Genomic DNA, 15861 nt, shown 5'->3' on the forward strand with positions numbered 1-15861 from the left:
GTTGGTTTCAGCGGAAACCCGGGTGCTCTCCATCCGGGAAGAAAATGTGGGATGGCGTCCTGCAGGTCCGGGCCGGTGCTGGAGATCCCGCTCACTTCCCGATCCGCACCGTCCGGCGGGAGATGCCTGACCATGTCTCGTCACCGGATCGGGGAAAGGTTCCATGGATAGTCGACCTGACGTCCTCGACGGTACAGAATGCGCGTGGGTTCATCTCCTCGATCACCCGGGTGATCGGGTGGAGGTCGCACCGTCGCACTACGGAATACAAGATGGTGCATGGTCCGTGGAGTCCCTCTGCGGCAACGACCGTGACGCCATAGCCTGTGGCCCTGATGGCGTCGATGAGGGGGCGGTCCTCTTCCGGGGTGATCACCCGGAGCACGCAGATCCCCATAGCGAGCCTCTCCTCAAGGAAGATTCCGGCATAGTTACCGGTAGCAAAGCCGGCCGCGTAGGAGATCAGGTAAACCGGGTTGGTGAAGTCATTGACGACGAGGCCGAGCGAGATTGTCCAGAAGATGATCTCGATGAATGCGATGACGGGGACGATGAAACGGCCACCCCGGGCAAGGAGTATGATCCTGAGTGTCTCAAGGCTGACGTCGATCACCCGTGCTCCGAAGACGAGGAGCGGAATGAGGGCACCGGCGGAGAGGAGGTCCATAGGGGAAGATCGCCCCGGCAGGTATATGAGGGGGCCAGTCACGAGCCGGCGACAACACCGGATCCACGTGCATTTCAAGGTGAAATGCACGTTTTTCCCTCCCTCGTACTGCGAGCGCGCATCTGAAACCCATGCCGCGGCCAGTGAACCGGTTTATCCGGCCTGTTCTCCGGCCGGGGGCAGGCGCCGCAATCCTCCAGTCTCCAGCGAAGGAGAGAAGATACCTCTATGTTTCTGCGCCGGACGTTGAGAAGGATGCAGCGTTCCCCGGCTTCGATCAGCGTCCCGCCGTCCGGCACGGCGAGTGTCTCCGCCCCACGCCTGATCGCAAGTACCGTCACTTCGTACTTCTGCTGTGCGTGGGCCTGCGGGGCCCCTTCGCGGGCTACAGCCTCCGTCCCGCCCCGGCCACCAGGGCGATGACCGGCACGACCTCGAGCCTCCCAGTCCACATAACCAGGATGAAGAGCCACTTCGCCGCCGGGTTCATGCCGGGGTTCACGAACCCGGTGCTGATCCCGACGTTGGATATGGCGGAGACGACCTCGAAGACGACGTCGGCGGAGTCGAACCCGTCCTGCGGCGCAAGGTGGAGCAGGAGAAGGGTGGCGACCGCGACCACCAGGATGAAGAGCACGATGACGAGCATGTTCTTTGAGATCTCGTGCGCCGGGAGGTGCTCGAGGATCGGCCGCCCGTCGTGCCGGAGCACCGTGATCGCCCGACCGCCGGCGCGAAGCCGCCGGAGCCACCACCTGAGCAGTTCAAGGCCGAGGATGACCCTGCTGAGTTTGATGCCGCCGGCGGTGCTCCCCGCCGACCCGCCGATCAGCATCAGCACGGTGAGGACCAGTACCGTCGTAGCGTACCAGCTCCGGGGGTCTGCGTTCTGGAACCCGGTGCAGGTGATGCCGCTCACCGTCATGAAGATACCCTGCCGGAGTGCCTCGGCGGGGGCGAGGGAGGAGAGGGTCACGAGGTCGAACGTGATGACGGCGCACCCGGCAAGGATGAGCACAAAGAGGAGGATCGCCTGCCGGTCGGTGAAGAACCCGAACGTCCTTTTGTAGTAGAGGAGGAAGTAGAGTTTGAACGGCAGGGCCCCGGCGATCATGACCGGGACGACGAGCATCTCAAGGAGCGGGCTGTTGTAGTAGAGGATACCGGCCGTATGCACTGCAAACCCGCCGGTCGATATCGCCGTCATGACGATGTTTGCGGCATCCCAGAGGGGTATGCCCGAGAGGAGGACGAGCCCGATGCCGAGGGCGGTGAGTACCAGGTATATCCGCCACATCTCAAGGCCAGTAGCCACGACGCTCGGCATGAACGTCTCGGACCGCCCTTCCGCGCGGTAGAGCCGGAACCGGGTCAGGCCCGACCTGCCCGCGAGGGCGATGGTGAACGCGACGATCCCGAGTCCGCCCATCCACTGGGTCAGGGACCGCCAGAAGAGGAGGATCCTCGGCGTGGTATCGACCGACGGGAGAAGGGAGAACCCCGTGCCGGTCCATCCCGACATCGCCTCAAAGACGCTGTCGGTGTAGGAGAGCCCGAGACCGAGCGTGTAAGGGAGCGCACCGATAAGGGCGGCGGCGAGCCATACCAGGGCGACTGCAGAGAGTACAACGGAGAGGGGGGCCTCTCCCTCCGCCTTCGGGATGCCGGCAAGCAGGACCCCGAGGAGACCGAACCCCGCCGGTGCCGAGGCCATCGGGAGGAGGTACCCGGTCTCACCGTACCAGAGACCTACCAGGAACGGTGCGCAGGATACCAGCGCGATGAAGAGGAATATGAGCCCGAGGTCGGGAGCGATGACCGCGAACTGGCTGTTTGCCGCCGGCAGCACCCTTTTGCCCGGGAGGAGACGATCTCTCTGAGGGTCCAAGTTATGCACCCGATGCGGTCCGACGGGATCGGCGGCCGCACGATGGACGTATCTCCCTTCCTTATGTAGTTGCTGGTGCTCTCTTCGGCTGTGCCCGGACCGACGGTGTTCCCGGGCCTGCTTCGGCAGCCTTCTCCGGCACGGAGCCTCACCGGGGCAGCCGGGGTCCCTTCCGGGCCGGCCAACCGGGCTGTCCCGGCCGTCACCTCCGGGGGTGAAGGTCCCGGCCCCGTCATTTTTATCGAATGAGAATTATATTTATACCGATCTACCCGCCGGAGTCGATGATGTTTCAGCCCCTCACGCCCATGCCTGCAGAACCGCCGGTGGTACACCGGCCGCCCGATGAACCTGACGGACTACTCCCTGGAACCGATCGGCGTGCCGGGGTACTCCTGCCTGAGGTCACGCCTGCGCCCTCAGGTCGGCGCTCTTCCGGCTTCGGGGGTATACCTGCCCTGTGGGAGGGGAGCGATGCGTGAACTTCGAGCGGCACCCGGGAGGGGGAAGTCAGGTGGAGGACCTTTCTAACGTGTCGCCGGCCTCTCTTCTTGAGATGCTGCAGGGGACTGATGTTGCTCTTGACCGCCGGTTGCGCGAGAGGCTCGCAGACGGCATCGAGGCCCTGCTCACCGAGAACCGGAACCTTGCCGTGCGGGCAAAACGGGCCGAAATAGAGCGCGATGCGCTCCTTGCCGCTATCGGCAGGTGGGGATTTGTGTACGACACCGACGGCAGGGTGATCGCGGGGAACCCGGACGATCCGGTCGCCCGGGCGCTCCCGGGATTGGAGGGCCCGATCCGCTCCCCCGACGGCAGACCTGTCCCTCACGGGAATCTTCCCGTATACCGGGCGCTCAGGGGTGAGGTGTTCGAGTCCTCTCGGTACACGCTCCGTGAGAGCACGGGCGAGGATCGCCACATCAGGGTGTCTGGTTCGCCCGTCATCACGGACGGCGGTGTCTCCGGCGCCGTCGTCGTCTGGCAGGACGTCACCGCGGAGGAGCAGGCCAGACGGCAGATGGAGGAGACGAACGTCCTGCTCGAGGGGCTCTTTGAGAGTCTCGGCGATATCGTTGGTATCCAGCTCCCGGACCACACGATCCTGCGCTACAACCGTGCCGGCTACGAGATGCTCGGGATGACGCCGGAGGAGGTCGCGGGACGGAAGTGTTACGAACTCATCGGGCGGACCGGGCCCTGTGCGGTCTGTGCGACGGCCCATGCGGTCGCGAGTAAAAAGCGAGAGGTCGTCGAGAAGTTCGTGCCCGAACTCGGGCGGTACCTGGAGTGCCGCTCAAGCCCGATCCTCGGTCCCAATGGAGAGGTGGCGTTCGTCGTCGAGCAGCTCTATGACATCACCGACCGAAGACGCACCGAGGATGCACGCCGGGAGAGCGAGGCGACCGCCCGCGCTCTCCTCAATGCCCCGCCGGACATGATCGCTCTCGTGGATATGGACGGCCGCTTCATCGACGCCAACGATATGCTGCTCCGGCGGGTTTCACGGAGCCGGGAAGACCTCATCGGCATGAACGTTCTCGAGGTGTTCCCCGAGGATGCGGTCCGGGTATACCGGTCACGCCTGCAGGCGGTCTCTGGTTCGGGCGGACCCATGCGGTTCGAAGAGACGCGGCAGGGAAGGTGGTACAGCACTGTTCTCTACCCGGTCAGGGATGCGTCGGGTGCCGTCACCCGGGTCGCGGTCGTCGTCCGGGATATCACCGGAAAGAAGCGGGGGGAGGATGCCCTGCGGAAGCGGACACACGACTTAAACGAGCGGGTAAAAGAACTCTCGACCCTATATGCGGTCTCCCGCATCGTTGAGCAGCCGGGAACCTCGCTCGACGAGATCCTCTCCGAAGTAGCCCGGGCGCTCCCTTCCGGGTGGCGGTTCCCGGAGGATCTCGTCGTCAGGATCACAATACGCGGCCGCGAGTTCGAGACGGAGGGGTTCCGCGAGACGCCCTGGCGGCAGACGGCGCCGATCGTCGCCTCCGGGGAGACGGTTGGTATCGTGGAGGTCTGTTACCTCCACGAGAGACCGGAGGAGGACGAAGGGCCGTTCCTCAGGGAGGAGCGGTCGCTGCTCGATACCGTCGCCGGGCGCCTGGGAAGGTCGATCGAACGTTTCGAGGCGATGGAGTGCCTCCAGAGGAGCGAAGCGAAGTTCCGGGAGATCACGCAGCAGAGCTTCGATATGATCTACACCTGCTATCGTGACAGCGGGTTCACCTACATCTCCCCGGCGGTGATACGGATCCTCGGCTATACGCCTGACGAGCTCATCGGCCACAAGTGCCGCGATTACATCGTCCCCACGTCGCTTCCCGTATGGTCTGAGGGGCGAAAGAAGATCGCCGCGGGCGAGCCTGTCGAGGGACTCGAGATCGAGTTTCGCAGGAAAGACGGGTCTACGGTCTTCGTCGAGTTGAATGAGTCACCGATCGTCTATGAACGGTCGGTTGTCGGGATCCACGTGGTCGCCAGGGATATCACCGAGCGGAAACAGAACGAACAGCTTCGGCAACAGGTCTTCGAGCAGATCGAGCGAAACATCGAGCAGTTCGCGGTCCTCGGGGACCACATCCGCCAGCCGCTCCAGGTGATCCTCGGGACGGCCGATCTGCTCGACGACAGCGGGACAGCCGCCCGGAGGATCCGGGAGCAGGTCGAGCGGATCAACGGCTACATCATGGAACTCGATCAGGGCTGGATCGAGTCGAGGCAGGTCCGGGAGTTCCTCCGGAAGCATGAGTTGACGTAGGGCGGAATATTTGAATTTCCCCACTTTCAGCCCCTATCCTGTATCGAATGCTTTATCAGCAGAGCGCGAATATATGCCGATATGAGACCGGATCACCTGGAGCCGGCTGGATCCTCATCTTCTCCTACCGGCGACCTGGAAGAGGCACTCCTGAGCGTCGATGTCCTGCGGGCGGGCAGGATCATACGGGAGTCCAGCGCCGCGAGCACCCCGATCTCCTGCATCGAGACGCTGGTCGTCCCGGTCCTCGAGAAGATCGGGAAGGACTGGGAGGAGGGGCGGGTCGCTCTTTCGCAGATCTACATGAGCGGGCGGGTCTGTGAGGATGTGATCGATACGATGCTCCCCGCGGGCAGCCCTGACCGCATGCCTCACCCGAAGATGGCGATAGCGGTCCTTGAGGACCATCACACCCTGGGGAAGCGGATCGTCCTTGCCCTGCTCCGGGCGGGCGGCTATGAGGTGACCGATTACGGGTCGGGCGTGACGGTCGACGGGCTCGTGGAGAGCACGGTCCGGGACCTGGTCGAGATCCTGCTCATATCCACGCTGATGCTCCCTGCAGCGCTCAGGGCAAAGGAGGCGATCGCCCGTATCAAAGAGGCGATGCCGGAGACCCGTGTGATCGTCGGGGGCGCCCCGTTCAGGTTCGATCCGGACCTCTGGAGAGAGTCCGGGGCCGATGCCGTGGGCCACTCTGCGTCGGATACCCTTGCGGCCGTACGGGCGATGACGGAGGCCGCATGACCCGGGAGATGACGTCGGCGGAGAGGACGGCCGCGACCATGGGGTTCGAGGAGCCCGATCGCGTCCCGCTCTTCCTCTTCTTCACCACCTACGGGGCAAAGGAGCTCGGGCTCTCCATCCGCGAGTACTTCTCACGGCCCGAGTACGTGGCCGCGGGCCAGGTGCGCCTCTTCGCGAAGTTCGGCGGCGACTGCGTCAGTTCCTTCTGTTACGCCTCATCCGAGATCGAGGCATGGGGAGGAGAGACGATATTCCGGGACGACGGCCCACCCAATGCCGGCCGGCCGCCGGTCAGGAGTCCCGGCGATATCGAGTCCCTGGAAGTGCCGCTCATCGAGGAGAGCCCGAGCCTTCTCTTCGGGCTCCGCACCATCGAACTGCTGAAGCAGGAGGTCGGTGGCGACGTGCCCATCATGGGGACGGTGCTCTCGCCCTTCTCCCTTCCCATCCTCCAGCTGGGGTTTGATGCATACATCGAGCTCCTGTATGGAGAACCGGACCTCTTCCGGAGACTGATGACGAAGAACGAAGAGTTCTGCGTCCGGTGGGCAAATGCCCAGCTCGAAGCCGGCGCCGCCGCCATCTCGTATGCCGACCCCCTCGCCTCGCCGGATATGGTGCCCACGGACCTCTACCGGCGGACCGGGTTTGTCGTGGCAAAACGGACCATAGCCCGGATCCGGGGCGGGGTCGCAACCGGCCTCGCCTCGGCGCGGGCCCTCCCGGTCATCGATGACCTGGCCGGGACCGGCACCATCGGTGTCGGCGTCAGCGCCCTCGACGATCTCGCCGAGGTGAAGCGGCGGTGTGCCGGACGACTCACCGTGATCGGGAACCTCAACGCCATCGAGATGCGCCGGTGGACCCCGGCACAGGCGGAGGCGGAGGTGAAGCGAGCGATCGCTGCCGCCGGGCCCGGCGGGGGGTTCGTCCTCTCGGATAACCACGGCGAGATCCCCTGGCAGGTGCCCGAGGACGTCCTCTTCGCGATCTCCGCCGCGGTGCGGAAGTGGGGGAATTATCCGCTCGATTGGGTCTCTCCATGACAAAGAAGTTCGGGGTTCTCTGCTGTAAGAACCTGGCCCGCGAGATGGCGACGATCGTTGCCACCGGGGAGTTTCCGGATCTCGTTACGGGGACGTTTCATATCGGCTGCGGCGGGAGGCGAGTGCGGTGGGGCGACGGGATCGAGGGTCCGTTCCGCAAGATGCAGGAGATATGCGACCGGATCTGCATCATCAGGTGCGGGGACACGGTTGAGCCCCCGACCCTGCCGGGACCGGGTCCCGTGGTGCTGGTTCCCGACCTCCTGCGAGGCGTCCTCCTGCCGGAACCCCTCTTCGACGCCTATGTCGGGGAGGGAGCGCTCATCCTCGTTCCGGGCATGCTCTCGCGGTGGGAGGAGCATGCCGCAGCCCGCGGGTTTGTGGGGGAAGCAGCACAGGCTATCCTGTTCGATTCGATCAGGAAGATCGTGCTCGTCGATACCGGCGTCGACCCGGAGAGTTCCCGGCTCCTTGCAGACCTGGGCGAGAAGTTCGGGGTGCCCACCGAGCGGATCTCTACCGGTATCGGGCCGCTCCGGCGGTATATCGGGATCCAGTACCTCCAGTGGCGCCTGGATGCCGAGAGAAGGTTGTCCCGGGACGCCGTCGCTGCGGTGAACCGGAGATCCGCCGACTACGTGATGACCATCGATATCCTTGGCAGAATTGCGGAGATCCAGAGGGAGGAGACGGTGGTGGAGGAGATGCTCAACCTCTTCACCATCCTCTTCGCCCCTGCCCGGATCGCGTATGCGCCGATCAACGAGGGAAAGCCGGGCAGGATCGTCAGCCGCCCGCCCTGTTACTATGATATCCCGGAGCACGGGGGGAGGTTCTTTACGGAGGAGGGTTGGTCTCCCGGGCGGCACGGAGAAGACGGGTTCCTGATAGAGGTCAGGCACAAATCGACCTGCCTCGGGCTCCTCCTGCTCGAAGGGGTCGCCGTGCCGTCGCGGATCGATGAGTACCTCGACATCAGCCGGTTCGTGGCGGAGGTCTGCGGGCTCGCCATTGGTAACGCCCGGACCTACCGGAAGGTCCAGGAACTCGTGACGGAGCGCGATGCGGAGATCGGGGAGCGGATGCGGGTAGAGAAAGCGCTCCGTGAGGCGAACAAGAAACTCAACACCCTCTCGTCCATCACCCGGCACGATATCCTGAACCAGCTGGCGGGGCTGCTCGGGTACCTGGAGATAACGGAGATGGATCTCGAGGCAGGACGCCTGCCGGCGGACCCGACGCTCATCCGCTATGTTAAGAGCGAACTGCAGGCCGCGAGGACGATCCAGCGGCAGGTCGAGTTTACCCGGTTCTACCAGGATATCGGCGTGAATGACGCGGATTGGCATGATCTCGGGGCCCTGATCCAGCAGACGGCCGGGGAACTCCCGCTCGCCGGGGTCAGCGTGGAGGTCGGTATCCCGGGACTCCGGGTCTATACCGACCCCCTGATCGGGAAGGTCTTCTATAACCTCATGGAGAACTCGGTCCGGCACGGGGGGGAGATATCCCGGATATCCGTCACCTCCTCCGGGGCTCCCGGCGGCCTCGTGATCGTCTACACCGACGACGGCACGGGCATCCCGGCTGCCGAGAAAGAGAAGATCTTCCGGAAGGGGTTTGGCAAGAACACGGGACTCGGGCTGTTCCTTGTCCGGGAGATCCTCGCGATCACCGGCATCACCATCCGGGAGACCGGGGTCGAGGGTGAGGGCGCCCGGTTCGAGATCTTCGTCCCGGAGGGGGAGTACCGGTTTGTGGAGTGACGCCGGCTCTCTCCCTCGCCGTCCCGTATTAGTGTGATCTTGCAGAACGTCACTGTTCGTCCTTATGGTACAGTTCCAGAAAGATCAGGAGATCCCTCGACTCATCATAGCAGTATGATAACCGGAACGGCGGGATATATACTTCCCTCGTCTGCTTTCTGCCATACCTCATCGGTTTTCCGATCAGCGGATCACGAACGATCCTGATGATCTGCTTTTTCACCCGGTCCTTCACGCTGCTGTCACGGATCTTCTTGATCGTTCTCTCAAATGACGCGCCGTAGGCAACGGTCACCATGATTCAAGATCGCGGATAAAATCAGCATCACTCTTCCGGGTGAATCCGCCCTTTTTAAATTCCTGAATCTCCCGCTCCGTCCTATCTGCAAAGAGAATGTCTTCTTTCAGATCCGGTTCCAGTTCGTCAAGCGATTTTATGATGAAGCGCTCTCCATCCCTGATGATGAGCAGTTGGGTGCCCTCGTCGAGTCCCCTGCGCATGAATGCCGGAATGACAATCTGCCCCTTTGAACTGAGTCTTGTGATGCCAATATCCATGATGCTCACGTAAGAAGCATCTTACTTTATCCGATATGAGCCTTTGCATGGTGCCATCCACATGCTCCTCAGGAGCCCATGAGCGGTAATCCTCCAGACATCAGGGCCCAACAGAATAAGAGGGAACGGTTCAATAGTGGTATAATGGAGACTGAGATCCCCTGGGACAGGTCCCGGATGGAGTTCAAGCCGGTCGATATGACGGTATCGCACGATGGGAGGATGCGGTTCTCCGCCGTCCTCCCGTCCGGGGAGAGCATTCGGATGGAGGCGCACCGCCACCTGGGCGGAGGCGGGCAGACACCCAATCCCATCGACTACCTCATCGCCTCGCTCGGGGGATGCGTCGGTATCAAGATCCTTCTGGCGCTCTCGGACCACGGGGTCGTCCCCGACGGGATGACCATCGCGATCCATGCGACCCGGAGAGAGGCGATGCCCGCGCTCTTCGACCGGGTCCACCTGACGATCACCCTCCAGGCCGACCTCGACGACGACCTGATTGCGGGGATCATCGATCAGACGATAACCCGCTTCTGTCCGATCGCCGCGATGTTTGCAGAGGTCGGAGAAGTGACCGCCGAACACCGGGTTGTCGGGCGGTGAGCCGTGAGGGGGGCATGCCACATTTCGTTCACTTCTCCAGTCGCGGCATGACCCGCTCCGGCCGATCGGCCACCCCGAAACCGGCCCGCAGGACGCCGATGCGGTCGCCTCCGCCGGATGGATGCGGGATGCCGGGACCTGCCGGCGAGGGGGAGGCCTCATGGTGGTTGAAGTCTCATGATGATCGAATATGAAGAAGGTCCTCTTCGTCTGCACCCACAACGCCGCCCGTTCCCAGATGGCGGAGGGTTACCTGAACGCCCGCTACGGCGACCGTTACGCGGCCTTCTCGGCCGGCACCGCACCGGGGACCCTGAACCCCCATGCGGTCAGGGCCATGGCCGAGATCGGGATCGACATCTCCGGCCATCGTGCAAAAGATCTCGGTGAGTTCGATGAACAGGAGATGGACTGCCTGGTCGCCGTCTGCGAAGGAGGGGTCTGCCCCCTCTTCCCCTGGGCAAAGAAGGAGATACACCAGGAATTCCCGGACCCGTCGAAGCTCACCGGCACCGATGAGGAGATCATGGCCGGTGTCCGGGGCATCCGGGACGCGATCACCGGCTGGATCGATACGACGTTCGGGGCAGTCTAGATGGCATTCACCATCATCACCTGTTCCGGGCTCTCGAACACCGGGAAACTGACCGCCCAGGCCGGGACGGCGCTCATGGGCCGCTCTGGCGGGAGGATCGAGGCGTGCATCGCGGCCACCCGGCCGACGGAGTCGCTGGAGAGAGCCCTTCGCAACGCCGACCGCATCCTGGTTCTGGACGGGTGCGGCGACTGTTGCGGGATGAAGAAGGTGCGGGCGCTCGGGGTCGAGCCGCACCTGCATATTGTTGCCACGGACTGCGGCATCGAGAAGAACGGGATGGCGGAGCCCCGGTTCGACGAGATCGAGTGCCTGTCAACTGCCGTGCTGGAAGCGATCAGAGGATGAACGGCGGCTTCTCAGTTCACCCGAATACATCATCATAAGCGGAAAGATGCCCATGCCCTCCAGCGAACGACAGGTAAAAAGCCAGATGAAAGTCGGCGCAGGGTTCGCGCTCCTCGGGCTGGTGTGCCCGTTCTTCTGGCAGAGTTTACTCTATGGCGATTCCGGGTTTGAGACCTGGGTTTATGGCATCCATTCCGGCTTTTTTATTGTCATCGGGCTTGTACTGCTCGGAAAAGGATGGTATAACCTGAAGCAGGCTCGGACTCCCACCTAGACGAGAGCACTCGTTCTTGAGCTGCTTCGAGCTCGTGGGGCATTGACATCCTCCTCGCGATATGCCACACCCGGGTGCCGGCGCTGAATGCCTCATACCACGCCCGCAGGTGCCCCTCGGCCACCTGTGAGCGGGCCGCGTTGTGCGTACAGACGAAGCGAATGCCTTCATACGACCCCCTGGTCGACGGCACACGTCGCGGGGGGCTCATCGGCATACCATCTCTTCTTGATCCAGAGCGCGACGTTCACGAGCCCGATCAGGACCGGAACCTCGACGAGCGGGCCGATCACGGTCGCGAACGCGACCTGCGAGCCGATCCCGAAGACCGCTATGGCGACGGCGATGGCGAGTTCAAAGTTGTTCGACGCTGCCGTGAAGGCAAGGGTTGCCGAACGCGGGTAGTCGACGTTGAGCCGGTGGCTCATCCAGAACGACATGAGGAACATGATCAGGAAGTAGAGCAGGAGCGGGACCGCGACCTGGACCACGTCGAGCGGGACCTGGATGATGTACTCGCCCTTGAGGCTGAACATCACGATGATCGTGAAGAGCAGGGCGACGAGGGTGAGCGGAGAGATACGCGGGATGAACCGGGTCTCGTACCACTCGCGCCCTTTCGAACGCAGGAGCGTGAACCGGGTCAGGGCGCCGGCGATGAAGGGGATGCCGAGGTAGATGAAGACCGAGACCGCGATCTCGCCGATCGTGATGGCGACGGCCGTACCGGCGCCGACGCCGAGCAGCGGCGGAAGGACCGTGATGAAGATGTAGGCGTAGACCGAGTAGAAGAAGACCTGGAAGACGGAGTTCAGGCCCACCACCGCAGCGCAGTAGTCGCAGCTGCCGCCGGCAAGATCGTTCCAGACGATCACCATCGCGATACAGCGCGCAAGGCCGACGAGGATCAGGCCGTACATCAGTTCGGGGCGGTCGGCGAGGAAGAGGACCGCGAGGGCGAACATCAGCACGGGCCCGACAGCCCAGTTCTGGAAGAGCGATAAGCCCAGCACCTTTCGGTCGCGGAAGACCTTGCCGAGTTCCTCGTAGCGGACCTTCGCGAGCGGCGGGTACATCATCAGGATCAGCCCGATGGCGATCGGGATCGAGGTCGTGCCGACCGAAAAGCCGGTGATCACCTGCGGGACCGAGGGGAAGAAGTAGCCGATGGCGATCCCGATCGCCATCGCGAGGAAGATCCAGAGAGTCAGGTAGCGATCGAGGAATGAGAGCCGTTTCGTGGTTTCAGCCATGGTTGTTCTCCGTAGAGTTCGGGAATGTATCAGCCCCGGGCCAGAAGAACCGCGGTCGCACCCGCCTTCTTCGCCGCAGTCACGATATCATCGAGAGAGACGGCTGCCGGGTCATAGGTGACCTTCAGCTGGTTCGTGATCGGGTTCAGGGTGAAGCCGGTCACTCCCGTCAGGGCTTTCATCCGTTTCTCGACCATCTGCCCTGCACAGGCGCAGCCGAGCCCTTCGAGCCGGAACGTCGCGGTCACAGGACCAGACGCTCCGGCTCCGTTGTCCGGGGTGGGGGCTGGAGGCAACGCTTCGCCGGCAGGTCCTCCACAACAGCCAGCAGCCTCTCCACAATAACAGGCACCTTCCGTCTCGACAGGGATCGTGGTCGGCGCCTCACCACAGGAACACCCGGCTCCTGCGGAGGTCGGTACCGCATCGGCGTGTTCCACGCCGGGACAGCATGCGCCGGCCGTCCCGGCAGCGACGGGAATTTGCGGTTCTCCGCACGAGCAGCCACCGCTTCCCGCCGTTGCGGGAACGGACAGTGCACCGCCGGCAGGCTCGGCGCAGGAACAGCACTCCACAACGGGTGCCGGTTCTGCTGCAGCGACGGGAATCTGCGGTTCTCCGCATGAGCAGCCACAACTTCCCGTCGTTGCGGGAACGGGCAGCGCACCGCCGGCAGGCTCGGCACAGGAACAGCACCTCACAACGGGTGCCGGTTCTGCTGCAGCCGGAATGGCGGGAGCCGTTCCTCCGGCAGCGGCGGGAACCCCGGGTTCGGCATCGCTCCGCCACGACAGCAGCCGCAGGGCATTCAGGATCACGAAGACCGCGCTCGCCTCGTTTAAGAGCAGGCCCGTGACCAGCCCGAGGTAGCCGAGCAGGGCCGCGACGACCATGAACGCGACGTTGATGAGCGAGACCGCAATGTTCTGCCTGATCGTGGTGACGGTCCGGTGCGAGAGTTCGCGCAGATACGCGAGCTTGCCGAGGTCGTCGGACATCAGCACCACGTCGCCGGCCTCGATCGCGATGTCCGTGCCCGCTGCGCCCATCGCGATGCCGATGTCCGCGGCGGCCATGGCCGGTGCGTCGTTGATGCCGTCGCCGACCATGGCCACCGCACCGTACTCCTCTTTCAGGCGCCGCACCGCGTCGACCTTATCCGTCGGCAGGAGCTGCGCCCGGTATTCATCCACACCGACACGGCGCGCGATGGCTTGCGCACTTCGTTCGTTGTCCCCGGTCAGCATCACGGTCCGGACACCGGCGCGCCGTAACCGCTGCAAGGCCTCGACCGCGCCGGTTCGCACCTCATCGGCGATCGCGACCAGACCGACGAGCGTCCCGTCGCGGCTGACCAGGACCACGGTCTGCCCCTCGCTCTCGAGCCGGGCGATGATCTCTTCTGCGTGGCCGATCTCGATACCCTGCTCGAGCATGGCGCGGGGGCTGCCGATGCGGCAGGCCTGACCTTCGACGGTGGCCGCGACTCCGCGCCCGGCAACCTCCTCGAACTGCTCGGCCGGCCGGCCCGAGAAGGTCCCGCTCTCGCGGGCCTTCCTCACAATTGCGGCCGCAAGCGGGTGGCCCGACCGCGACTCGATACAGCCGGCGAGGTCGAGCAGCTCGTCCTCGGTGAGATCGCCGAAGGTCACGACGCCCGTGACCGCGGGCCGCCCGATGGTCAGGGTCCCGGTTTTGTCGAACGCGATCGCCTTCACCGTGTCGATGGTCTCAAGGTAGACACCGCCCTTGAAGACCGTCCCCTGCTTCGCGGCGTTCGCCATCGCGCCCACCACCGCGACGGGCACGGAGAGGGCGAGGCCGCAGGAGCATGAGACCACGAAGACGACGAGCCCGCGATAGACGAACGGGTACCACTCGGCGCCGAAGAAGAGCGGCGGCACGGTGGCGACCAGCACGCCGAGGATGAACATGGCCGGCGTGTACCACTTCGCAAAGGAGTCCGAGAACCGCTGGTACGACGTCCGCTTCGCCTGCGCCTCCTCGACCGAGAGGATGATCCGGGAGAGCATCGTCTCGGATGCGGGCTTCGTGACCCGGACCTCGAGCGCCCCGTTCTGGTTGATCGTCCCGGCGAAGACGTCCTCGCCGGGGCCGCGGTGCACGGGAACGGGTTCACCCGTGACCGCGGCCTGGTCGACGTACGACGACCCCGTGACGACCGTGCCGTCGACCGGTACCCGCTCGCCTGGACGGACGATCACGGTCTCGCCGACGTTGATTGTTTCGACCGCACAGACCATCTCGCGTCCGTCTTTTCTGACCAGCGCCTCCTTGGGCACCAGCGCCATCAGCGACCGGATGGCACCCCGGGCTTTATCCACGGCGTAGGATTCGAGGACGTCGCCAAGGGAGTAGACGATGATCAGGACCGCGGCCTCCCCCCAGAGGCCGAGCGCCATCGCGCCGCCCGCGCCGATCAGCATGAGCAGGTGGATCGTCGGCGTCAGGTTCTTGAGCGCGATCAGCGCCTTTCGTGCCGGGTAGTAGACGCCGATCAGCACGGCGAGCAGATAGAGTCCGTTCACGATGGTGAGCGACGTCCCGAAGTATCCCGCGATGAAGGCGATCACCGCGGTGATGAAACTCCCGTAGAGGGCGAGCTGTTGCGGCTCACGCCACCAGGTGCTCTTCCGCCCCTCACTTCGCACCTGCGAGGCCGTCATCCCCGTCTCCGCGACGGTGCGGATGATATCCTGGACATTGACGACCGCGGGATCGTAGCGGACCCGGGCCTGGCCGGTGACCGGCGTGATCTCGTGGTCCTGGACGCCGGCAAGCGCGTCGAGCTTTCGGGCGAGCAGGTCGGCGTTGCAGGTGCAGTCCATCCCGTGAATCTGCAGGGTGACCGTCTCGGTCATGGATCCTCCAGAGAGGTCGGGATCTCGATCTTCGGGATCTCGAGGATCTCCAGGATCCGGATGGCTTCAGGCGACCGGATCCGATACCAGATATTGACGCCTTCCCTGCGCGACTCCAGGACCCCGGCCTCCTCGAGGACCCGGAGATGCTGCGAGACCGTCGGCTGTGCCTTTCCGACGGCCGGCACGAGGGTACACGCACACCGCTCACCGTCCATCAGGCACTGGACGATCTTTATCCGCGTCTCGTCGCCGAGAGCTTTTAACAGCTTTATCTTCCCCTGCATACTTGTGTATTGGTATATTCGAATATATGAATATGATTGTATCGACCGGGATCCGCTGCTTCCCAGACGCGGGCTCAAACCCGCCCCCCTCCGACCCCAGACCCCTCACATTTGCCTCTCTCAGTCTATGGGCATGAGCCCCGGGGGCTGAGTGCCCTCTTCGGGAGCAAACAGGAA

General features: G+C 63.9%; 14 protein-coding genes. 7 read left to right on the forward strand and 7 right to left on the reverse strand.

Translation table 11 applies throughout. The features are described from left to right. Positions 1-91: 91 nt before the first annotated feature. Positions 92-667, reverse strand: coding sequence for a DUF2179 domain-containing protein (locus tag V6K60_RS11400; protein ID WP_332450643.1), 576 nt, complete (start codon positions 665-667; stop codon positions 92-94). A gap of 385 nt (positions 668-1052) precedes the next feature. Further along, positions 1053-2555, reverse strand: a complete 1503-nt coding sequence (locus tag V6K60_RS11405; RefSeq protein WP_332450644.1) for a TrkH family potassium uptake protein — start codon at positions 2553-2555, stop codon at positions 1053-1055. Positions 2556-3111: 556 nt separating this feature from the next. Here V6K60_RS11405 and V6K60_RS11410 point away from each other — a divergent pair. The 4 genes from V6K60_RS11410 (at position 3112) to V6K60_RS11425 (ending at position 8881) form a co-directional block, all read left to right on the forward strand. Next, positions 3112-5322, forward strand: coding sequence for a PAS domain S-box protein (locus tag V6K60_RS11410; RefSeq protein ID WP_332450645.1), 2211 nt, complete (start codon positions 3112-3114; stop codon positions 5320-5322). An 81-nt stretch (positions 5323-5403) separates the two neighbouring features. Continuing rightward, positions 5404-6069: a cobalamin B12-binding domain-containing protein gene (locus V6K60_RS11415; RefSeq protein WP_332450646.1), complete on the forward strand. Its 666-nt coding sequence runs from the start codon at positions 5404-5406 to the stop codon at positions 6067-6069. Next, positions 6066-7115, forward strand: a complete 1050-nt coding sequence (locus V6K60_RS11420) for a uroporphyrinogen decarboxylase family protein (protein WP_332450647.1) — start codon at positions 6066-6068, stop codon at positions 7113-7115. The genes V6K60_RS11415 and V6K60_RS11420 overlap by 4 nt, the downstream gene beginning before the upstream one ends. Continuing rightward, on the forward strand, positions 7112-8881 hold the full coding sequence (locus tag V6K60_RS11425) for a sensor histidine kinase (RefSeq protein ID WP_332450648.1): 1770 nt from the start codon (positions 7112-7114) through the stop codon (positions 8879-8881). The genes V6K60_RS11420 and V6K60_RS11425 overlap by 4 nt, the downstream gene beginning before the upstream one ends. 49 nt (positions 8882-8930) lie before the next feature. Here V6K60_RS11425 and V6K60_RS11430 read toward each other — a convergent pair whose 3' ends face one another. Then, positions 8931-9179, reverse strand: coding sequence for a type II toxin-antitoxin system RelE family toxin (locus tag V6K60_RS11430; RefSeq protein ID WP_332450649.1), 249 nt, complete (start codon positions 9177-9179; stop codon positions 8931-8933). Continuing rightward, positions 9173-9439: an AbrB/MazE/SpoVT family DNA-binding domain-containing protein gene (locus V6K60_RS11435; RefSeq protein ID WP_332450675.1), complete on the reverse strand. Its 267-nt coding sequence runs from the start codon at positions 9437-9439 to the stop codon at positions 9173-9175. The genes V6K60_RS11430 and V6K60_RS11435 overlap by 7 nt, the downstream gene beginning before the upstream one ends. A gap of 144 nt (positions 9440-9583) precedes the next feature. Here V6K60_RS11435 and V6K60_RS11440 point away from each other — a divergent pair, with 144 nt between their 5' ends. The 3 genes from V6K60_RS11440 (at position 9584) to V6K60_RS11450 (ending at position 10988) form a co-directional block, all read left to right on the forward strand. Further along, positions 9584-10045 (forward strand): OsmC family protein, encoded by a 462-nt coding sequence (locus V6K60_RS11440; RefSeq protein ID WP_332450650.1) that lies wholly within the window; start codon positions 9584-9586, stop codon positions 10043-10045. 190 nt (positions 10046-10235) lie between these two features. Then, on the forward strand, positions 10236-10640 hold the full coding sequence (locus tag V6K60_RS11445; RefSeq protein WP_332450651.1) for an arsenate reductase ArsC: 405 nt from the start codon (positions 10236-10238) through the stop codon (positions 10638-10640). Beyond that, entirely contained in the window at positions 10641-10988 is a 348-nt protein-coding gene (locus V6K60_RS11450) for a putative zinc-binding protein (RefSeq protein WP_332450652.1), read from the forward strand. A 441-nt stretch (positions 10989-11429) separates the two neighbouring features. Here V6K60_RS11450 and arsB read toward each other — a convergent pair whose 3' ends face one another. Genes arsB through V6K60_RS11465 form a run of 3 tightly spaced genes read right to left on the reverse strand, consistent with a single transcriptional unit; the run spans position 11430 to position 15684 of the window. Then, positions 11430-12515, reverse strand: a complete 1086-nt coding sequence (gene arsB / locus V6K60_RS11455) for an ACR3 family arsenite efflux transporter (RefSeq protein WP_332450653.1) — start codon at positions 12513-12515, stop codon at positions 11430-11432. Between the two features lie 29 nt (positions 12516-12544). Beyond that, the gene (locus V6K60_RS11460) at positions 12545-15397 is read right to left on the reverse strand and encodes a heavy metal translocating P-type ATPase (protein WP_332450654.1); all 2853 of its coding nucleotides are present in this window, start codon (positions 15395-15397) and stop codon (positions 12545-12547) included. Then, entirely contained in the window at positions 15394-15684 is a 291-nt protein-coding gene (locus V6K60_RS11465) for an ArsR/SmtB family transcription factor (RefSeq protein WP_332450655.1), read from the reverse strand. The genes V6K60_RS11460 and V6K60_RS11465 overlap by 4 nt, the downstream gene beginning before the upstream one ends. Positions 15685-15861: the final 177 nt, after the last annotated feature.

Origin of the sequence: Methanoculleus sp. (assembly GCF_036677455.1) — an archaeon.
In the GTDB taxonomy this organism is placed as follows: Archaea; Halobacteriota; Methanomicrobia; order Methanomicrobiales; family Methanoculleaceae; genus Methanoculleus.